Consider the following 21,422-nt stretch of genomic DNA (forward strand, 5'->3'; position numbering starts at 1 on the left):
GCCCTGAAAGGGCATAATTGTATACGGTTCCGCCCTTTCAGGGCTTGTGGCTGGTGTGTTTTTTTCGTAGGGCGTTGCCCTACGCTATATAATTAAGCCCTTTCAGGGCAGCCCAATAAATATATAATTGTAAGGCTTTCAGCCTAACTGCAAAATTCTCATTTAACCGATAATTTCTCATTTAACTGCAAAATTCCCATTTAATTAAGAACGGTACGGAAATGAGGTAAACTCATACAATTATAATTCAAAAAAACTTCCGTAAACATTCTCAAGTATACTTATCACTATGAGAAAAAATACTCATAGGTATGAGAAGAAATACTCATTATAATGAGAACTTTTTCTCATTGCAGTGAGAATATACCCTTGTCAGAATAGGCTGAAACAGTTCATTACTGTACCGGAAACGAGCTAATTCTAATTCAAAACCGAACATGAATGCTTGTCTACTTCCCACTATATTTACTTGGCTGCATCCCGAATTGTTTCTTGAACAATGAACTGAAATACTTCGTGTTGACAAATCCGGTTTCGGCGGCGACATCGGTTACGCTTTTACCTTCTTTCAGCAGTTCGGCAGCTTTTTGTAGCCGGATGATACGGATAAACTCTTGCGGCCCTTTTCCCGTCAGTGATTTAAGGCGACTGTAGAATAGTGTCCGGCTCATTGCCATTTCATGGCATAAGAGATTGATGTTGAAATCGGGTTCATCCAAATGTTCAAGAACAAACCGGGTAGCTTGCATGATAAACCGGCGGTCACCCTCGGCCATTGTTTCGCTTGCTGTCGTTACGTTTTTGTTGTCGATACTTTCATTGTTTTCATTGCTTTCATTGTCGTCACGTTTGCCGCCCGCCTCTACTTGAGCGATGGCTTGCCGCATGAAAAACTGCCGTTGCCTGTTTCGATTGTCAATCAATCCTTGTACTTTCAATTTCAGTATCTCTGTACTGAATGGTTTGGGGATATAATCATCCGCGCCTTTCTTCAATCCTTCCACTATTGCTTCGTGGTTAGCCTTTGCCGTCAGCAGAACGACCGGAATACCTGATGTGTCAGGATTTTCCTTGACCATTCTGCAAAGCTCGTCACCCCGTATGCCGGGCATCATGACGTCGGAGAGGATGATATCCGGATATTCATTGGCGAGACAGGCGATAGCTTCGTGTCCGTCGGCAACATCAATCACCCGATAGAGGTGTTCAAAGGTCTGGCGGAGGTAGTGACGGAGAGTTTCGTGGTCTTCTACAATGAGCAATGTATTCCGGTCGTCCGGATCTTTCATTTTATCCGTTTCGTGGCTATTATTATCCAATGTGCCGGCAAGGTGTTCGAGGGATGATTCGTGCGACACGGGTTCGGCTACGGTGGTTCGCGGCAATGTTACGATGAAAGTAGTTCCCTTGCCCTCCTCGGAACAGAAAGTGATTTTTCCATGTAGCATCTTTACAATGCGCTGCACCTGCAACAGTCCGAATCCGGTTCCTTCTTCCTGTGACTGCCGGGCATTTTCGGCTCTGTAAATATCGGAGAAGATATGCTTTTTCGCTTTCTTCGGTATGCCTATTCCGTTATCTTTCAACGAAAGGATGGCTTTGCGTTTCGTGGCTTTCAAATCCAGACTGATTTCTCCTTGGGGCATGGTGTATTTGCAGGCATTGGAAAGAAGATTGTCGAGTAACATCTCTATCAGGTGTTTGTCGGCCGAAACGAAAACGGATTCGTTGGGTTGGGTCAGATTCAGTGTCAACTGCTTCTTCTCGCAAAAAGACCGGAAGATGGAGACTTCTTTCAGCAAAACTTCATTCAGACAAAGCGGAACCGATGAAGAGGATGGCTTGTGGGCGTCTACCTTTTCAAATTCGAGCAACTGTGTGATGAGCGAATGGAGTTTCCGGGTACTTTCATGAGCCAGATTCAGGTAATAACGGGCTTTGTCCGAGAGATCCTGTTCCCGGTTCAAATCCTCCAGAGGTGCCATGATAAGCGTTACCGGCGTGCGAATGTCGTGCGCCGTGTCGATGAAGAAACGTATTTTGTCTTCGTCGTATTTCTTTTGGAGCTGGTTGCTCTTATAGCGCAGGATGAAATAGAAAACGAAGCCTATTATAAATAGGTAAATAGCCCAAGCCCACCACGAGTTCCACCATGGCTGGCTCACTTTCACTTCTAAGGTGCTTTCGGAGATAGTCTTTCCGTCGCTGCGCCGCAGGCTGCGCACCTTAAAAAGATAACTGCCCGGCGATACCTTGGTGTAGGATGCCTTGCCCTCGGCAGACGGTTTGCTCCAGTCATTGTCATACCCCTCTAAAATATGCTGATAGACAATATCGCGCTGGAAACGATAGTTGATAGATTCAAAAGAAACGGTAAACGAGTTGTATTTATAGCCGAGCCGTACCGCACGGTCGGCAAGCATATCATGGATGGCGGGTCTCAACGATTCTTCTTCCTGGACGTTTTGATAATCAACCGTCAGCCCTGTGAAACGCAGGAGCGTCCAGTAGTCTACGGTTGAGATGTCGAGTGGCATGATAAAGACAGCGCCATCCGTGCTGCCATACACAAACTCTCCGTTCATCAACCGGGCAAATGAGGATTTGTTATATTCCTTGTCTATATTGCCCGCATAGTTGAGGTTCGACACGCGCAGGCTGTCTATCAAGGCAATTCCTTTTCCGGTGCTGACCCACAAGCGTTTCTTGTCGTCTCGCTGCAAACTATATATATCGTTGGACGGCAATCCCTCTTGAACAGTGAAAGTCTTTACCGTCCGGTTTTTCATGTCATATAGATTCAATCCTCCCCCTTCGGTTCCCAGCCACACGGTTCCGTCGTCATTGAACAGCATAGAGATGATATAAGCACTGACATTCTGATTGTGAAATTCCTGGGAATTGGCATAGTGCTGTATATTCCCTGTATGTTTGTCCACCAGGAAGAAACCATTGACGGTAGCCACCGCTACCCGGTTTCGGTCGATAGGTTCAATGGATTGTACCCAATTCACGTCGAAAGACCGTCTGCTGCCTTTTTCTTTTTCAAACATGATCAGGCATCCGTCCAGACCTCCTATCCATAAGTCTCCCTCCATGTCTTGTCTGACGGAGAAAATATAATTGGTGGTCAATTGCCCTTGTTGCTTGGTGAGATGGCGTAACACGCGTCCGTTGTTATCCAGTAGATACACTCCGTCTCCGTACGTTCCTACCCATACGTTCCCATTTCCGGATGTGCAAAGAGAAATGGTTACGATTTCTTTCAGCACGTGTTTCCAAGTGCCTGACAAGGTGTTTCGGATGCTGATTCCATCATCGGTAGCGAACCATTGGTTGCCATCCGGATTTTCTTCGATATCATTCACGTTGTTGCTGATGAGAGAATGGGTATTTCCCTTTTCGTGTGCTAATATCGAAATGGGATGTTTCAGCAGGATAGCCACGGATACACCTCCCGTATAACTACCTATCCAGATGTTGCCCTGGTCGTCTCTGGTTACGGCATATACGCCGTTTCCGCGCAGGTAAGTATCTGTGTCATCTTTGGTGTTCATCAGTAAACGGGCTTTCTTAGTGTCCTTGTCTATCGCATACACACCGCCACCGTCTACGCCTATGAGTATGGTATGTACATCATAGTCTGTAATTGCCCGTATCGGATGAAGGAACGTGCTCCCTTGTCCCTCCAGCGCAAGCACTTTGGAAGTGTCGAGGTTCATCACAGACAAACCGCTGCCAAATGTGCCTATCCAGAGTTCTTTTTTCGGTTTGTCGCAGAACAATGTTTGTACATTCCACCCTTCCAGTAGTTGGCGTTTCTTATCCGGCAGGGCGTGTGACAGTTGCCAGACACCGTTAGAAGTACCCACAAAAAGCGACTCGCCGGCAAATGCGATGTCGTTGACATATTGTCCTTTCAGCACGGCAACTATATGATGGTCCGCTTCTTGCTTGTATAGTCCTTTATCCGCCCCCATCCACCAGGTTCCGTCACTATCCAAACAGAGTTTGTTCAAGATGACTTCTTCCTGAATCAATTGTCCCAGGTGGAGGACTTGCTCAAAATGATCCAGGATGGTGGAGTATCGGTAAATTCGTCCGGTATGGTCGTAGGCAAACAGTCCTTGTTGTGCGTCGTACAATAAGTAAAGCCTGCGTCCGGCAAGATCGCCATAATAGAAACTGCCCGGTAAATCATAGTTCTTTACCGTATGACCGTTGTATCTGTCTATTCCGGTTTTTGTAGCAATCCACATCGCACCGTCTCCATCCTCGACAATCGAAAAAACACGTTGACTACTAAGGCCTTCTGCATAGCCTACATGCCTGACATCGAACATCCGGTTGGTCAGTTCGGCTTTGACAGCCATATTTATCATTAGTAGTAAGGTGATAACAAGATTAAAACGAACCATATTCTTTTAATTGTTGACATTACAAAGATAAAGTTTCTTTAGAAAATCCCAACAGAATAGGAGTACGAAATTAGAAGGAATATTCAGTAAATGTTCCTATGTAAAGTCAATTAGAAAATCAACAAGATTTATATTTCCGGGAATGGCAAGTTTCTTTCTTATTCGGTAACGGGCTGTTTCTACTCCACGAATAGTAAGATTGGTGAACTGCGCAATGTCTTTGGTCGATAGATTTAGCCGTAACAGTGCACAAAATCTCAAGTCACTGGCTGTGAGACTGGGATATTGTTTACGCAGGTTACGGAAGAAATTCTTATGGATCATATCAAAATTCTTGTGGTAAATATCCCAGAATTCTTCCTCATTCAGGTTTCCGTTAATCTGCTTCAGTATGGTGTCTATATCATGTTGATTGATAATTCCTTTATGCTCTTGTTCAGACATAACCTCTTTCAAGCTTTCAACTGCTTTACGCTGGACTACGGCATCGAGAGCCAGGCTGGCTAATTCCTTACTTTTGACCTGTAATTCTGCTTCAAGTAATTGCTCGCGTTGTTGCGCAATGATATGTTCCTGCTCCAACATCTTGAAGTCCTGTTTCATTTTCTCTTTCTCAAACTCCCTATTACGTTTTCTTAGCATTTTGGCAGCATGCCAGCGAGAGTATAAATATACTATTACACTCGCAAGAAGCACATATATTATCCAAGCATATATGGACAGATAAAATGGGCGTGGTTTATTGAAATAATATTCTACGGAACTAAGTACCTGACCATCGACATTTTTCACTGAAGCCGTAAAATGATAATCTCCATACCCTAAGCTACCAAATGTGACTACCGGATCGGCTGATTCTGACATCAGATCCAAGCTACTTCCCGTGAGGTGATAACAAAAACGGAGAGGTTCGTAGTTAAAATTAGGATAAGACAAATGGAAAGTTATATCCCCCCATATTTTCTTGTTGTCTTTCTTTTCGGCAGATACAGGCATTAGATGCAATTGATAATCCTGCGACAAAGAAGTAGCTTTTCTAATGAGTAAAGAATTCCTTTGCAGCAAAGTGTCTTTTTTTAGATTCATATCCAAACGCCCTATACCATTGTTGAGACAGAAATAAGTAATGTTATTGTTTACATATACATTATTATTGTTTTCATTGCATTCAAGTCCGAAAAAAGAGGAAGGGATGAAGCGTTCCATCCTGAAATTGTCATTATCATATCTTATCAGGGTGTATCCGCGGTAGTCGGTAAGCCAATAGAGGTTATCATCTACCGGTATAGCCATATTAATCCCGTTTTTGAGAATAGAGTTAAGTTGTACGAAAGGTATGATGCGCTGGTTAATATCATCATAAGTATACGTTCTTTTGCTGTCCGACAATACCACTCTTCCACGTATCTTCATAACATGCATCAGGCTTGCATTATTTTCTTCGTCTGACAATGATTTGATATAAGTATACTTTTCTACCTTTTTTAAATCTCTTGAAAGCTCTATTTTATAGATACCGAGACTCATATGTGCCGCCCATATATTTCCACTATGATCGACCTCGAACTGGCGTACCGGATTCCAGAAGCCATCAATGGAATGAGAGAAACTCCATTTACCATTATATTTACGGTAGACCCGAAGATTATAATAGGACGATTCAATGAGCACTTCTTGTCCGTTAATGATGCATTTGCGGAGGCACGTGCTACTGGTTTCTGTTTCGGGGATATTGCTGGCGGTAGTTCCTGTTATGATTTTAGTTCCCAAATTGTTTCCCAACAAGATTTGTGAATCAAATGTACTGATATGCCAGTTCTGTCCTTCGGTACCCTGGATAGGAACAATTGTTTGGCCGGCAAAAGAGTACAACCACGCAGACTGGTTAGTAGCAATATATAGACTATTATTAAATGCATTGACTCCATATACCATTCCGAATGACTGTGAGTTGCGGTCAGGTATCAGAATGGAATAGGGAGAACCGGTATGGATTAATGCAATGCCGATATCAAGTGCCGCCCATACATTATTATCCCGATCGCAGAAAAGCCGTAATACAGAATTGTTATATAAACGATTTTCCATATCATAATGCCACTTCTCTTTTCCTTCTTTGTCAACGGCATAAATACCATTGCGGATCGTTCCGAGTACGATTGTCGAATCTGATGGAATCATTACGGCACGATTCATCTGCTGACTTTTTAATTCCTGATCGATAGCGGTAGGGTGGGGAGAAAGTGTCTTTCCGTCATAGTCAAAAAGTCCGTTCCACTCGGTACATAGAATCATTTTTCCTCCTGCGGTGGGAATGACTGCAACCACAGAGTCATCTTTTAATGCTTTACGTTTAATCAATAGTTTATATTCATCATTTTCCAGAAGGTAAAAATCACCGTTGACCATCTGTACATAGATTCGTCCATGCGCTTTATGAAAATACAATGGCAAATGTTGAGAATTATAGTGTGCGGTTACTTTCTTTCCGTCATATTTAAACCATGAACTGAAAGATTGGAAATAAATGCATTCACCTATTTTGAGTATATTCCATATTTCATCATTGTGTGTTTCGATATTCTTGAGTTGGCTCCATAAGGAAGTGTATTCAAGTATACCAAGAGAGTTGCGGCTGAAATAGCCGAAATCCTCGTATGTTCCCACATAGATACGGTCGTCGTCAATGAGTATGGATCGCACAAGCTGATTACCGGGCATTTGATATTTACTCCATGTATAGCCATCGAAACATAATAGTCCTGTATTATTTCCAATATACATCTCTCCGTTCTTTCCTTGGGCTAAAGCCCAGTTTTGTAATCCTGCTTGGTAGTCTTTGGCAGTATAGTTGGTCACAATGGGCATAAATGTAGATGCATGACTTATTACCGGGGATAAACATCCTCCTATGAAAATAAATAATAAATAGATAAAATCAGTGCGTCTCATAGAATACTCTCTCTATTATAGTGATGAAAAATAATTTCAAATATAATACCAAATAATTAAAAAATCCCAAATCAGCGAAAAAACATGCCAAAATAAGTGTCTACAAGCGATAAACGTACTAAAAACGTAGTGTTGTACAGCATAAAAGTAGTAGCGTAGTATGCGTTATTTTGCAAGAATTTTAAAAACTCCATTCCTTTGTTGCATCGATTTTTTAGCAACCTTATTATCAACTAATACGTAAAAAAATGAAGAGAAAGATTACTTTTCTTGTAGTTGCAGTGTTGTGTTTACAAACACTGCTTGCTCAAAACAAAACAATCAGAGGTACTATTGTTGATTCCTTTAGTGAACCGATCATTGGTGCGTCTGCTCATGTAAAAGGTACCTACACTGGTACTATCTCGGACCTTAATGGTAACTATACTTTGGAAAACGTTCCCGAAGATGCTGTTATTACCTTCTCTTATATAGGAATGATACCTCAAGAAATTGCTGTAAAAGGGAAGAATGTAATCAATGTTCAATTAAAAGATGATGTTCAGAAGCTGGAAGAAGTGGTCGTGATCGGTTATGGTTCAGCCAAAGCCAAGGACTTGACTTCTCCTATTACGGTAGTCAAGGGGGAAGCGTTACTTTCTACTCCCGCCTCTTCACCTATGGCTGCCATGCAAGGGAAAGTGGCCGGAGTAAATGTAACCAATAGCGGTACTCCGGGAGAAGGGCCGAAGGTAGCCATTCGTGGTAAAGGGTCATTTTCCAACAGTTCGCCTCTTTATGTTGTAGACGGTATGTTCTATGATGACATCAATTTCCTCAATAGTAATGACATTCAGGATATGTCCGTGTTGAAGGATGCTTCGGCTGCTGCCATTTATGGTGTGCGTGCCGCTAATGGTGTTGTTATTATCACTACCAAAAAAGGCCAACGTAATCAGAAAGCTAAAATTACCTATAACGGATATATAGGTGTACAGAAAGCTACAAACGTTTTAGAAATGGCTAATTCTCAAGAGTATTCTACTATGCTTCTCGAGGCTAATTATGATGCGTATGTATCTACCATGAAGGCTTCTATTGATAAATTCGGCGGTGACTATTCCGATCCGGATTTTCATAACTGGAAATTCGATTCAGACACAGACTGGTATAAGGAGTTACTGCGGAGTGCGCTTATCACTAACCACAGTTTGGGAATTAGTGGTGGAACAGAGAAAAGCACTTATTCCGTAGGTATGAGTTATTTGTATCAGGATGGTGTAATGGATGTAGAGAATAACTATAAACGTCTCAATTTCCGTGCAGCACTCGATTATGAAGCAGCCAACTGGCTGAAGGTCGGTTTTAATGGTGTATTTAGTAACTCTACCCAAGTGTTGCCACAAAATAAAGCTTGGCAGCAGGCATTTAATGCTCCGGGCATTTATCCGGTTTATGATTCGGCAAATGATAATACTTTCCCCGACAAGTATGCATCACCTGATGCAGTTGGTTTCACTGCTAACTTCTACAATCCTGTGGCAACAGCCAACTATTATGATTCACAAAATGAGAACTATCAGGTATTGACTAACTTCTATGCACAGTTCCAACTCTTACCGGAGAAGTTAAATTTCAGAACAAGTTATAGTTATGATTATTCAGCCATTCGCGGTCGTGAATATATTGCTCCCTACTATGTAAGTAGCTGGCAACAACAGGCCGTTTCAGAATTGACAAAGAAAGATACGAACTATTACAATTACATTTGGGATAATATATTGACTTATAATAATCAGTGGGGAAAACATAACTTTGGAGCCATGTTGGGTTACTCTATGCGGCAACAACAGTACAGATATATGTGGGGAAAAGCTAATAATGTACCGGAAGGAAAAGACGAATGGCTTTATTTGAGTCAGGGAAATGCTGAAGGTGTAACTCTTGGAGATGATGGTTACTGCTATCGCGGTCAGTCTTATTTCACCCGTTTAAGTTATGACTATGCAGGGAAATATCTGTTGACATTCACTATGCGTGCGGACGGTTCTTCCAAATATCAGGAACATTGGGGATATTTCCCATCCGTTGGTGCTGCATGGGTTATCAGTGAAGAAGATTTTATGAAAGATCAAAAGTTCTTTGATTACCTGAAACTGCGTGCCAGCTGGGGGCGTTTGGGTAATGACCACGTAGCTGCAAGTGATGGTTTTGCTTCAATTACCACAGGTAATTCTGCATCCGGTGTATTTGGAAACTCTACTTTCCCAGGCTATCAAAATACAACTTATTTCAGTTATTTGAAGTGGGAGCTGGTAGATGAAACAAACGTCGGTTTGAACTTCTCTACTTTTAAGAATCGTTTGAATGTAGATTTGGACTATTTCTATCGCCTGACAAAAAGAGCTGTTATATCTCCGCGTTTACCGTTCAGCAATGACGTACTTGCCGGAAACTATGGTAAGATTCTGAATTCGGGTTTTGATTTATCACTTAACTGGAATGATAATATCGGAAGAGGCTTCAAATATAATTTAGGAGTGAACCTTTCATATTTGAAGAATAAGGTAAAAGACCTTGGAGGATTGAGCTCTATCAAGGGAGGAAAGACCATTAATATGGTAGGTAAAGAAATGAATTCATACTATGGATATAAGGTTGTAGGAGTTTATCAGACTTTGGAAGAATGTGCGGAAGATCCGATTGCCGTAGCCAACAATCTTGTACCGGGTGACTTCAAGTATGAAGATGTAAACGGTGATAACGTAATTGATGGTGATGACCGCCAAGTACTTGGCTCTTACATACCTAATTTTACATACGGCATTAATCTTGGTTTGAACTGGAAGAATCTGGATTTTGAATTGACTACGTATGGTCAAACAGGCGGACAGATATACAACCGTAAACGTGCTTTGCGTTATGCACAGTCTAATTATAACTTTGATAAAGCACAGTATGAGAATCGTTGGACCGGACCGGGTTCTACTAACTCGCATCCGTCTGCAGCAGCATTGGTAAAGGGCTGGAATGTATCTGACCAAAGAGTGAACTCTTATTTTGTAGAAAGTGCGGATTTCTTCCGTATTCAGAACATAACTCTCGGTTATAGTTTGCGTAATATCAAGATGGGAAATTACACATTGCCGGGTATCCGTTTCTCACTGACGGCAGACCGTCCGTTCACAACATTTAAGGCGAATTCATTCACTCCGGAGTTGAGCGATGCTGAAGGATGGGATACAGAAGTTTATCCTTTGACATCTACTTATAGCTTTGGAATCCAGATTGATTTCTAAGCCGGAATGGAAAAATTAATTTTAATCTAACAAAAGAACAAGAAAATGAGAATACTAAAGAATATCTTAATATATGCGTTGCCAGCATTAATGTTATGCAATACATCATGTGATTATCTTGATAAAGAGCCCGAAAATAAGGTTCCGGAAGAGAATGTAGACTTTACTCAAATTGAGAATATGTATCAAGCGGTTTCCGGAGTATATGCTAAAGTTAGAACAGGCGGTATGCACTGGGTGATATGGCCATTGTCTGTCGTGCGTGATGATGATGTTTGGTCCGGACGTATAGATGACCAGGCAACCCTTATTGATATGGGTAACTACAACTACGACAGTTCTTTCTGGGGACTCAACGAGATGTGGAATCAGTATTATGGTATCATAAAAGTGGCCAATGCTGCTCTTGAATCGCTGGATTCCTACGCAGAAAATATCACGTCGGACGATGATATGACTAATTACCGTTCTTACTGTGGTGAAGTGAGGTTCCTTCGTGCTTATGCTTATTACCGGCTTGTACAGGCTTTTGGTCCGGTAACTATTTTGCGTAATAATACTCAAACCGACATGACCCGTTCAACGATCAATGCTGTATATAAATATGTTCTTGAAGATCTACAGTATACGATGGACCATACTCCGAGATTACGTCCGAATGAAATGGCCCATTATGGTGCTGTCACTGCTTTCTCGGCAGAGATGCTTGCAGCAAAGATACATCTGAATCAGGGTAATTATGGAGAAGTTGAAACATTGACAGATGATATTATCGGTAGCAAGAAATTTAAGCTTTATGATGATTACTATAATTTATTCAAGATTCCGGGTAAGGTTTGTGATGAATCGTTATTCGAATGTCAGTGTACTGATTTTGGTCTTGGGTCAGGTGATATGGTAGATGCTGATAACTGGTTTGTATTCCAAGGACCGGCGAACGACGGAAATATTTCAGGTTGGGGATTTATCGGTATATATAAAGATTTCCGTGATTGGGCAGCGGCTCGTGGTGAGACTATCCGTGCTACGACTTCGTTCCTGTTGGCCGGTACAACTACTCCAAGCGGTGATGTGATTCGTGAATTGCAGAACTCTACTCAAACAGATTGCTGGAATGGAAAAGCCTATACTCCGACAGATCAGTTGACACCAGGTCGTACTAAATATGGTGCAAATAACAATGTACGTATATTCCGTTACGCAGATGTACTATTGATGAATGCAGAAGCTAAGGTACGTTTGGGTAAGGATGGTGATGCACCGTTGAAGCTTGTGCGTGACCGCGCCAAGATGTCCGAGATTGATAATGCGACAGTAGACCAAATCCTTGATGAACGCCGTATGGAACTTGTTTGTGAGTGGGGAGAGCGTTACAACGACTTGATTCGTACCGGTAAGGCTGCTTCTGTGCTTGGTTCCAAAGGATGGACTGAAGATAAAACCTATTATCCGCTTCCTTTCGATCAGGTATCTAATATCCCAAGTCTGACGAACGAACCGATTGACGAGTAATTATGTCTAAATAAAATTAGGAAATGACAGGAATAGTAAAAAAGATATTACTAAGTTCTGGGATAGCGTTCTCTGCCTTGGCAGGGAACGCACTACCACCGGAAGATTCTATAAAAGTAGTAAAAGGACAGGTAAGTGACTACTATATCCCGGTAGTAAATCAATACGAAATAACCGGAACGGTTGTAGATGAACAGGGTAATCCGCTTGAAGGGGCTACCGTTATGTTTTTCTCGAGTCCGGTTCATTGTAACACGAACATAGAAGGCCGTTATACGTTGAAGGCTACTGATAACGATGTGCATCTTTATGCCTATTATCCGGGAAAATCTTTTGCCAATGTAAAACGTGCTGTTGACGACCGGCAAGTGAAAATCGTTATGCAATCAGGGAAGCATAAGTCTGTGCAGCGTCAGCCTGCTCAAGCTACAAGGTGGTATGACCCTGCGCATCCTGTCACTCGTACCTATTGTAATCCTATGAATATTAGTTATAACTATGAACCTTATAACAACAATGTTCAGTCTAACGGATCGTTCAGATCTTCTGCCGATCCGATGGGGTTAACTTATAAAGATGAGTATTTCCTGTTTTCCACGAACCAGGGAGGCTTCCATTATTCGAAGAATCTAAGTGACTGGGAATTTGCTCCGGCCTCTTTCCAGCGTCGTCCTACGGATGACGATATGTGCGCTCCGGCAGCATTTGTAAGCGGAGATACGTTGTTCTATACCGGTTCTACTTATGAAGGATTGCCCGTATGGTATAGCACGTCTCCCAAATCCGGGCGTTTCAAGCGTGCTATCGAACGTAATACGTTACCTTCATGGGATCCTTGCTTGTTTTTGGATGATGACGGTAAACTCTATCTTTATTATGGCTCGAGTAACGAGTACCCTCTTAAAGGCGTACAGGTCAGTCGTGATGATTTTCGTCCGGTCAGTAAGATTTATGATATCATGATGCTTCGTCCGGAAGAACATGGCTGGGAACGGTTTGGGATGAACAATGATGATGAAGTGACGTTGCGTCCGTTTACCGAAGGGGCTTATATGACGAAGCATAATGGAAAATATTATTTTCAGTACGGTGCTCCGGGAACGGAGTTTAAGGTATATGCCGACGGAGTATATGTCAGTGATTCGCCATTAGGACCGTTCACTTACCAGCAGCATAATCCGATGAGCTATAAGCCCGGCGGATTTGTACAGGGAGTAGGACACAGTGGCACTTTTCAAGATTTGAAAGGGAATTACTGGCATGTGGGTACCTGTATGTTATCTCTCAAATATAAGTTTGAAAGGCGTATCGGATTATATCCTACGGCATTCGATCCGGATGGAGTGATGTACTCTACCACAGCATTCGGCGATTATCCTTGCTGGAATGCCGACTACGATATTAAAAATCCGTCTGACCGGTTTACCGGCTGGATGCTCCTTTCTTATGAGAAACCGGTAAAAGTATCCAGTACCGACAGCATCTATTCCTCTTCCAATCTTACCGATGAAAATATGCGTACGTATTGGGCTGCTAAAACCGGGGAACCGGGTGAGTGGATAGAAATTGATCTTGGCGCCATGAAACACATCAAGGCGATCCAACTCAACTACTATGACCATAAAAGTGTGCAGCATAATCGTGCAAACGATTTATACTATCAATATCGTATCTACTCCAGTGATAACGGGACAGACTGGACACTGGCGGTAGATAAAAGTGATAACGATAAAGATGTACCTCATGACTACATCGAATTGGGTGAGACGCTGGATGCCCGTTATCTGAAACTGGAAAACATTCATGTTCCATCCGGCAACTTTTGCCTTTCGGAATTCCGGGTGTTTGGTTTTGCCGATGGAGAGAAACCTCTGCCTGTACGAAACTTCAAGGTAGCACGTGACAAACAGGATAAGCGCAATGCGATGATTTCGTGGAATCCTTCATCCGATGCCTACGGCTATAATATTTATTATGGCATTGCTCCCGAAAAGCTATATAACTGCATCACCGTGAACGGTGCGGATCATTATGACTTCCGGGGACTTGACCTTGGTACGACTTACTACTTTGCCATTGAAGCTTTGAATGAATCGGGACGGTCGGCGTTGTCGAAAGTCGTGAAACAATAATTATTAATCAGAAGAAATACTTTATATGATGATGGAATGGACAAGAACCGGCATATTTATTACTCTACTCGTAGTGGTATGCGCATGTACACAAAAGAACAAGACAGTGACCGATGCGGAGCCTGATCGCCCCGAGGCATTTGCGAACGACGATGAACTACTCGACTATATTCAAAAGACGCATTTCAACTATATGTGGGAAGGTGCGGAAAAGACTTCCGGACTGGCCTGCGAACGTATACATCTTGATAACGTTTATCCACAACAGGACCAGGATGTAATTACGATTGGAGGTAGCGGATTTGGAGTTGCCGGCTTGTTGGTGGCTATCGAACGAAACTTTATCAACCGGGAAGAAGGTGTAGCCCGGTTGACAAAGATTGTAGACTATCTGGCAAAAGCCGATCGTTTTCATGGAGTGTGGCCGCATTGGCTCCATGGTCCTACGGGCAAAGTGAAACCGTTCGGAACAAAAGATGACGGTGGCGACCTGGTAGAAAGTAGCTTCCTTATGCAAAGTCTGCTGTGTGTACGGCAATACGTAAAGGATGGCAACGAGAAAGAAAAAGCACTGGCAGCTAAAATAGACGAACTGTGGCACGGGATGGAATTCGACTGGTATCGCAACGGCGACCAGAATGTATTATACTGGCATTGGTCTCCTAACTATGGCTGGGAAATGAACTTCCCGCTCGAAGGCTATAATGAATGTCTGATTACCTATATCCTTGCAGCCTCATCCCCTACACATTCCGTTCCGGCAGCCTGTTACCATGAAGGGTGGGCGCGTAGCGGTGGCATCAAAAGCGCTTCCAAACCTTACGGTTACCCGCTCGAACTGAAGCATAATGGCGCAGAAGAGAAAGGCGGTCCCTTATTCTGGGCACACTACTCTTACATCGGCCTCGACCCGCGTAACTTGACCGATCAATATGCCAACTACTGGAATGTGGTACGCAATCATGCGATGAGTGATTATCAATATTGTGTCACTAATCCGAAAGGCTACAAAGGATATGGACCTGATTGCTGGGGACTTACAGCGAGTTACTCCATAAATGGCTATTCAGCTCACATGCCCGACAATGATCTCGGTGTGATAACTCCTACTGCCGCTTTATCCTCTTTCCCTTACACACCGGAAGAGTCGATGGCCGCCTTGAAAGGTTTCTATAAACAAGGATCGTGGATTTGGGGGAAATATGGATTTTACGATGCATTCTCACCGAACGAAAAGTGGACTGTTCCGCATTATCTCGCCATCGACCAGTGTACGATTGCGCCAATGATAGAGAACCACCGTACAGGACTACTTTGGCGATTATTTATGAGTTGTTCGGAAATTCAGGACGGACTGAAAAAGCTAGGTTTCACTTCTACAACAGCCGAATAAAAACAGAAGAAAGAATAATATAAATACAAAACAGAATATGAGAATAGGTAGATTTTTGCTAACAGCAGTGATTACAGCGTCTGCTGTCACTGCTATGGCTGCCTCGCAAGCCGATAAAGGTAAAATGGATCAGTTTATTGACAACCTGATGGGGAAGATGACTTTGCAGGAAAAGATCGGTCAGCTCAATCTTCCTGTGTCGGGTGAGATTGTCACCGGACAAGCTAAGAGCAGTGATGTGGCCGGGAAGATAAGGAAAGGTCAGGTCGGTGGTCTTTTCAATGTAAAAGGAGTGGAGAATATTCGGGAAGTCCAAAAGATTGCCGTAGAGCAGAGCCGTTTGAAAATTCCTTTGTTGTTTGGTATGGATGTCATTCACGGATATGAGACTGTTTTTCCTATTCCTTTGGCACTTTCCTGTAGTTGGGATATGGAGGCTATCAAAGAATCTGCCTGTATAGCCGCAAAAGAATCCAGTGCCGATGGTATTTGCTGGACTTTCAGTCCTATGGTCGATATCTGTCGTGATCCCCGCTGGGGACGTATGGCTGAAGGCGGAGGCGAAGATCCTTATTTAGGTTCGGAGATTTCGGCAGCCATGGTAAAAGGTTATCAGGGTGATGATCTGACAGATAAGAACACCATTATGGCTTGTGTGAAACACTTTGCCTTGTATGGTGCACCCGAAGCCGGCCGTGATTATAACACAGTAGACATGAGTCACCTAAGTATGTTCAACAATTATTTCCCTCCTTATAAAGCAGCTATTGATGCTGGTGTGGGTAGTGTGATGACTTCTTTCAATGTGGTTGACGGTATTCCTGCTACCGGCAACAAATGGCTGATGACCGATGTCTTGCGTGACCGTTGGGGATTTGATGGTTTTGTTGTGACAGACTACACAGCTATTTCCGAGATGATTGCTCACGGAATGGGAGATCTTCAACAGGTATCTGCCATGTCACTTAGTGCCGGAACCGATATGGATATGGTTGCAGACGGTTTCCTTACTACTTTGGAGAAATCTCTCAAAGAAGGGAAAGTGACAATGGCTGAAATAGATAAAGCCTGCCGTCGTATTCTTGAAGCGAAATACAAGCTCGGATTGTTTGATGATCCTTATAAATATTGTGATGCAAGCCGTGTGAAGAAAGATATCTTTACGGCAGAAAACCGTACCGTAGCCCGTAAAATAGCTACTGAAACATTTGTGCTTTTGAAGAATGAAAACAACCTGCTTCCATTACAGCGTAAAGGCAAAATAGCTCTTGTTGGCCCGCTTGCCAATACAAAGGCCAATATGCCGGGTACATGGAGTGTGGCAGCTGCTTCTGACAAATACAATTCCCTGTATGAAAGCATGAAGCAATCATTGGCAGGTAAAGCGGAAGTGCTTTATGCCAAAGGTTCAAATCTGATGTATGATGCTCAAAGAGAGGCGGAAGCTACTATGTTCGGTCGTGAAATGCGTGATCCGCGTAGTGCGCAGGAGTTGCTTGATGAGGCTTTGAATGTAGCTTCCCAAGCAGATGTGATTGTGGCGGCAGTTGGTGAATCGTCTGAAATGAGTGGTGAATCCAGCAGCCGTACTAATCTTGAAATGCCGGATGCGCAGCGTGATCTTCTGACAGCATTGAAAAAGACAGGCAAACCGGTTGTACTGGTCTATTTTGCCGGTCGCAGCACTGTGATGACTTGGGAACAGGAAAATTTCCCGGCTATACTGAATGTATGGTTCGGAGGCAGTGAAGCAGCCGACGCGATTTGTGATGTAGTATTCGGAGATGTTTCTCCGAGTGGAAAACTGACTACGACCTTCCCGAAGAACGTAGGACAAATTCCTTTGTATTACAACCATTTGAATACAGGTCGTCCTTTAGAGGCAGGAAAGTGGTTCAGTAAATTCCGTAGCAACTATCTTGATATAGACAATGATCCTCTTTATCCATTTGGATATGGATTGTCATACACCACATTCCGTTACGGTGATCTTCAACTTAGCAATAACTCAATGAATGAAAGGGGGAAGATAACCGCCTCTGTCACTGTCACCAACACGGGCAACTATGATGCTGACGAAATCGTACAAATGTATATTCGTGATATGGTAGGGAGTGTAGCACGTCCGGTGAAAGAATTGAAAGGCTTCGAACGTATCCATTTGAAGAAAGGGGAAAGCCGCACTGTCTCTTTCGATATCACAGCAAAACAATTGAAATTCTATAACAGTGCGCTGAATTGGGTATGTGAACCGGGAGAATTTGAAGTGATGGTTGGTGGAAATAGCCGCGATGTACAAACAAAGAAATTCAGTTTGCAATAATACATATATGCTAAAATGACGTTTTCACTAAGGTTAGTCTAGGTATATTCATCAAATATGGTCAAACGATAGAAAGAGAATGAAGTCTCAATTTATTGTTTGACCATATTTTAATAAGTATTTTAAATCAGAAGTTGCTTTATAAATTCAAGGCTTTTCAAATACTCTATTCTTTTTAAGTCATCCGGTACAGAATTATTAGTGGTTACTTTTTAGTCTATTCAAGTTTATTGGACCTCAAAACTCCCCTTCAACCGTATATCCTGTGAAGAAGCTCCCACCATCACCGAGAAACTTCCCGGCTCTACCGTAAACTGATTATTCTTGTCCCATAATCCCAAGTCTTGAGGAGTAAGGGTAAAGCTGACGGTTTGTTCTTCACCCGGTTGCAAATGAATACGTTCGAAACCACGCAATACTTTATCGTAGGTGGTAACGCTGCTGAAATCATCCCGGATATAAAGCTGGACTACTTCATCTCCTGCTTTCTTTCCTGTATTCTTCACAGTACATGAAAGAGTGATATTTTCCTGCGGACCGATCACCGGTTTAGATATTTTCAAGTCTGAATATCCGAAGGTCGTATAGCTTAAACCATATCCGAAAGGATAAAGTACACCGTCTACACGGACTTTCCCTTTAGAGTCAGAACCCGGCTTGAATGGGAATGCAAAAGGAATCTGTCCCACAGATTTCGGGAAAGTGACAGCCAGACGCCCTCCCGGATTATAGTCTCCGAAAAGAACTTTAGCGATGGCATCTCCCATAAATTCTCCGGGGAACCAGGCATGGATAATGGCAGGAACGTATTTGTTTGCCCAGTTGATGGTTGCTGCCCTTCCGTCCACCATCACTAGAACGACAGGTTTACCTGTTGCATAAACCGCTTCCAATAATTGTTGTTGCCGTCCGCAGAGGTCAAGATTGGTACGTGAAAACTCTTCCCGAACCGTTTTCTCATTTCCACCCAGTACAAGAATAGCGATATCCGAAGCTTTTGCTAATTCTACCGCTTCATGAATCATCGCCTGCTCTTGTGTATCTAATGGAACATTGTACAGTTCGCTCTCCGGGAAATATTTATCAATAATGTCACAGCCTTTTGCATAGCGAACTTCCGAGTTAGGCAGATATTCTTTGATTCCCTGATATACAGTCTTAATAGACGCATTGGCAGGACCATATCTGCAAGTCAGCTCCTTCACTTCTTCCGCATTCGGACCAATCACAGCTATTTTTTTGAAGTTCTTGGATAACGGAAGCATCTGATTCTTATTCTTCAAAAGAACGACAGACTCCAAAGCGGCTTTCATAGATACTGCTTTATGAGCGTCATTGTGTACGACTGTCTCCGGACGGCGGTCATCACCGGGATATGGATTATCAAAAAGCCCCATCATAAACTTGACACGCAGAATCTCACTGACGCGTTGATCGAGCGTATGCAAAGAGACTTTACCTTCGTCGATAGCACGACGCAACGGAAGAATGAAATCTTGCGGGGGAGTAAAGTTGGTACGGATATTCAATCCTGCATTGACCACTTGTGCCGCCATCTCTTCTTCAGTCGGGGTGATACGATGTTTGGTGTGCAGAAACTCTACCGCCTCACTATCCGATACTACATATCCTTTGAATCCCCATTGCTGACGCAGAATCTCCGTGAGGAAATGATAGCTTCCGGAAACTGGCTCCCCGTCATAATCATTATACGAACTCATCACTCCTAGAGCACCCGCTTCCTGAATACCTTTGCGGAAAGGTTCCAGATAAAGAGTCTTCATCTCACGCGGGGCCACGTGCGGATCCGTACGCGTACCTCCGTCGCGTCCACCGACCGGGATGCTATACACGGCGAAATGCTTGGGAGTAGCAACAATACCTTCGCTTTGCAGACCGAGGATCATCTGTTTTCCCAATTCGCCCGCCAGATACGGATCTTCTCCGTAACTTTCTACCACACGTCCCCAGCGAGGATCTTGTGCAATATCCAGAATAGGAGAATAAATATTGGTATATCCCAATGCTTTTGCCTCATTTGCAGTGACTTTCGCAATTTCCCGGATCAGTTTCTTGTTCCACGTGGCACCTTGCCCGCATTGAGCGGGAAACATGGTAGCCCGGTCGTGACATAATCCGCGTATTCCTTCATTGGTGAAGTCCACCGGAATGCCCAGTCGTGTCTGTTCCACAAACCAGCGTTGAATGGTGTGTCGGTTCTTTACGCTGTTGGCATACGGATAGGAGATTTCAGAACCGAATTTACCCAGTCCGTTCGCCTGCTCATCAATATTTCCGATACCGTCCTTCCAAATTTCCGCTGACCATCCGGCAGTAGGCCATGCATCTTTCAATACCCGTCCCGAACCGTAGAGAGTAGCCATCTGACAGGTTTTCTCTTCCAGTGTCATTTGCGAAAGCAAATCCGCGATGCGGGCTTCGATAGGAGCGGAGGGATCTTCGTATACATCCTTTATACCGTTTTTATTGAAGTCGATCCAGGTCTTTTTGTATATGTCCTTTGAGTTGTTGCCGGATTTGTTATCAGTAGGTTTGTTGTTTGCCGAGATACTTTCGGAGTAGATACTTCCGGCAGATACTAACAGTGCGAGACATAGTAATTTCTTCATAATTTATTTTTTTGCAAGAGTACTTATCTATTTTATTTATGTTGCAAGTATACAAAAAGAATTTGATATGAGAGGATAGAATAGTCTTTATAATCACCTTTACTCTCACACCTGTAATGTCGATGGATAAAGAGATACAGGCAATGGTGGGGGTGTGAGGGTAAAAGTGATCTAAACTTTTGTTTAGAGAAATTAATTTGGAAATACTCTACAATGCTTGTTGAATACTCTACTCAAGTATTGTCGAAAGCCGGAAAACCGCTTCATGGCTTTTCGTTGGCTCGCAGACCGAAAACTTTTCCTGTCATCTGATTGATACGTACTTGCCATACTTTGACATTACGTACCGCAGGATCGGAATAGTTGAACTCACTATCTGTGTAATGACGCATGATAATATCCAATGCACGGCGTTTCTCGTCTATCTCTTCGATGAATTCTACTTGCCCCCGACACATCGCGCTTTCCGAACGCATACTGTAACTGCAGGCTACCTTTTCGTGTTGGTAGACAAGTTTATGTCCAACGCTGAAAGTGATGCATACATTATTATTATGTTCTAGCATCTCCAACTTGCTGCCTTCAGGACCCGAATGAAGATATATGATGCCATTCTCATAACCGAAGTTCATCGGAACTACGTAGGGATTACCTTCCAAATCAGTAATGCCTACAAAACAGGCATCGCAATGGAGAATAATGGACTCGATTCGTTGTTTATCTTCAATAATGACAGTTTTCATAATGGCTGTTTGGCTTACCACAGAGGACACGGAGTACACGA

At 43.1% G+C, this 21,422-nt stretch carries 9 protein-coding genes; 5 read left to right on the plus strand and 4 right to left on the minus strand.

Annotated elements, in window-relative coordinates; all coding sequences use genetic code 11:
* Positions 1-449: 449 nt before the first annotated feature.
* Both HMPREF0106_RS09450 and HMPREF0106_RS09445 read right to left on the minus strand, forming a co-directional pair.
* Positions 450-4,418, minus strand: a complete 3,969-nt coding sequence (locus tag HMPREF0106_RS09450; protein ID WP_009040334.1) for a hybrid sensor histidine kinase/response regulator transcription factor — start codon at positions 4,416-4,418, stop codon at positions 450-452.
* Between the two features lie 96 nt (positions 4,419-4,514).
* A complete protein-coding gene (locus tag HMPREF0106_RS09445; RefSeq protein WP_009040335.1) occupies positions 4,515-7,370 on the minus strand; it encodes a hypothetical protein in 2,856 nt (951 codons plus the stop codon).
* 248 nt (positions 7,371-7,618) lie between these two features.
* Here HMPREF0106_RS09445 and HMPREF0106_RS09440 point away from each other — a divergent pair, with 248 nt between their 5' ends.
* Genes HMPREF0106_RS09440 through bglX form a run of 5 tightly spaced genes read left to right on the plus strand, consistent with a single transcriptional unit; the run spans position 7,619 to position 18,008 of the window.
* Positions 7,619-10,648 (plus strand): SusC/RagA family TonB-linked outer membrane protein, encoded by a 3,030-nt coding sequence (locus HMPREF0106_RS09440; protein ID WP_009040336.1) that lies wholly within the window; start codon positions 7,619-7,621, stop codon positions 10,646-10,648.
* A 45-nt stretch (positions 10,649-10,693) separates the two neighbouring features.
* Positions 10,694-12,160, plus strand: a complete 1,467-nt coding sequence (locus tag HMPREF0106_RS09435) for a RagB/SusD family nutrient uptake outer membrane protein (protein ID WP_009040337.1) — start codon at positions 10,694-10,696, stop codon at positions 12,158-12,160.
* Between the two features lie 23 nt (positions 12,161-12,183).
* Positions 12,184-14,292: a family 43 glycosylhydrolase gene (locus tag HMPREF0106_RS09430; RefSeq protein WP_008643907.1), complete on the plus strand. Its 2,109-nt coding sequence runs from the start codon at positions 12,184-12,186 to the stop codon at positions 14,290-14,292.
* A 28-nt stretch (positions 14,293-14,320) separates the two neighbouring features.
* Positions 14,321-15,685 (plus strand): glucoamylase family protein, encoded by a 1,365-nt coding sequence (locus HMPREF0106_RS09425; RefSeq protein ID WP_157133809.1) that lies wholly within the window; start codon positions 14,321-14,323, stop codon positions 15,683-15,685.
* Between the two features lie 37 nt (positions 15,686-15,722).
* Positions 15,723-18,008 carry a beta-glucosidase BglX gene (bglX, locus tag HMPREF0106_RS09420; RefSeq protein ID WP_009040339.1) on the plus strand — a complete coding sequence of 762 codons (2,286 nt, stop codon included), beginning with the start codon at positions 15,723-15,725 and terminating at the stop codon, positions 18,006-18,008.
* A gap of 227 nt (positions 18,009-18,235) precedes the next feature.
* Here the strand turns inward: bglX and HMPREF0106_RS09415 are convergent, their stop codons facing one another.
* Positions 18,236-20,638, minus strand: a complete 2,403-nt coding sequence (locus HMPREF0106_RS09415) for a glycoside hydrolase family 3 N-terminal domain-containing protein (RefSeq protein WP_008643912.1) — start codon at positions 20,636-20,638, stop codon at positions 18,236-18,238.
* A 263-nt stretch (positions 20,639-20,901) separates the two neighbouring features.
* On the minus strand, positions 20,902-21,381 hold the full coding sequence (locus HMPREF0106_RS09410) for a pyridoxamine 5'-phosphate oxidase family protein (RefSeq protein ID WP_004298553.1): 480 nt from the start codon (positions 21,379-21,381) through the stop codon (positions 20,902-20,904).
* Positions 21,382-21,422: the final 41 nt, after the last annotated feature.

Origin of the sequence: Bacteroides sp. D22, from assembly GCF_000163675.1 — a bacterium.
Lineage (GTDB): Bacteria > Bacteroidota > Bacteroidia > Bacteroidales > Bacteroidaceae > Bacteroides > Bacteroides xylanisolvens.

Excerpts from the sequence above, each read along its gene's own strand:
- HMPREF0106_RS09415 (WP_008643912.1), bottom strand. The coding sequence starts at position 20,638 with ATGAAGAAATTACTATGTCTCGCACTGTTAGTATCTGCCGGAAGTATC.
- HMPREF0106_RS09410 (WP_004298553.1), bottom strand. The coding sequence starts at position 21,381 with ATGAAAACTGTCATTATTGAAGATAAACAACGAATCGAGTCCATTATT.
- bglX (WP_009040339.1), top strand. The coding sequence starts at position 15,723 with ATGAGAATAGGTAGATTTTTGCTAACAGCAGTGATTACAGCGTCTGCT.
- HMPREF0106_RS09435 (WP_009040337.1), top strand. The coding sequence starts at position 10,694 with ATGAGAATACTAAAGAATATCTTAATATATGCGTTGCCAGCATTAATG.
- HMPREF0106_RS09440 (WP_009040336.1), top strand. The coding sequence starts at position 7,619 with ATGAAGAGAAAGATTACTTTTCTTGTAGTTGCAGTGTTGTGTTTACAA.
- HMPREF0106_RS09450 (WP_009040334.1), bottom strand. The coding sequence starts at position 4,418 with ATGGTTCGTTTTAATCTTGTTATCACCTTACTACTAATGATAAATATG.
- HMPREF0106_RS09445 (WP_009040335.1), bottom strand. The coding sequence starts at position 7,370 with ATGAGACGCACTGATTTTATCTATTTATTATTTATTTTCATAGGAGGA.
- HMPREF0106_RS09430 (WP_008643907.1), top strand. The coding sequence starts at position 12,184 with ATGACAGGAATAGTAAAAAAGATATTACTAAGTTCTGGGATAGCGTTC.
- HMPREF0106_RS09425 (WP_157133809.1), top strand. The coding sequence starts at position 14,321 with ATGATGGAATGGACAAGAACCGGCATATTTATTACTCTACTCGTAGTG.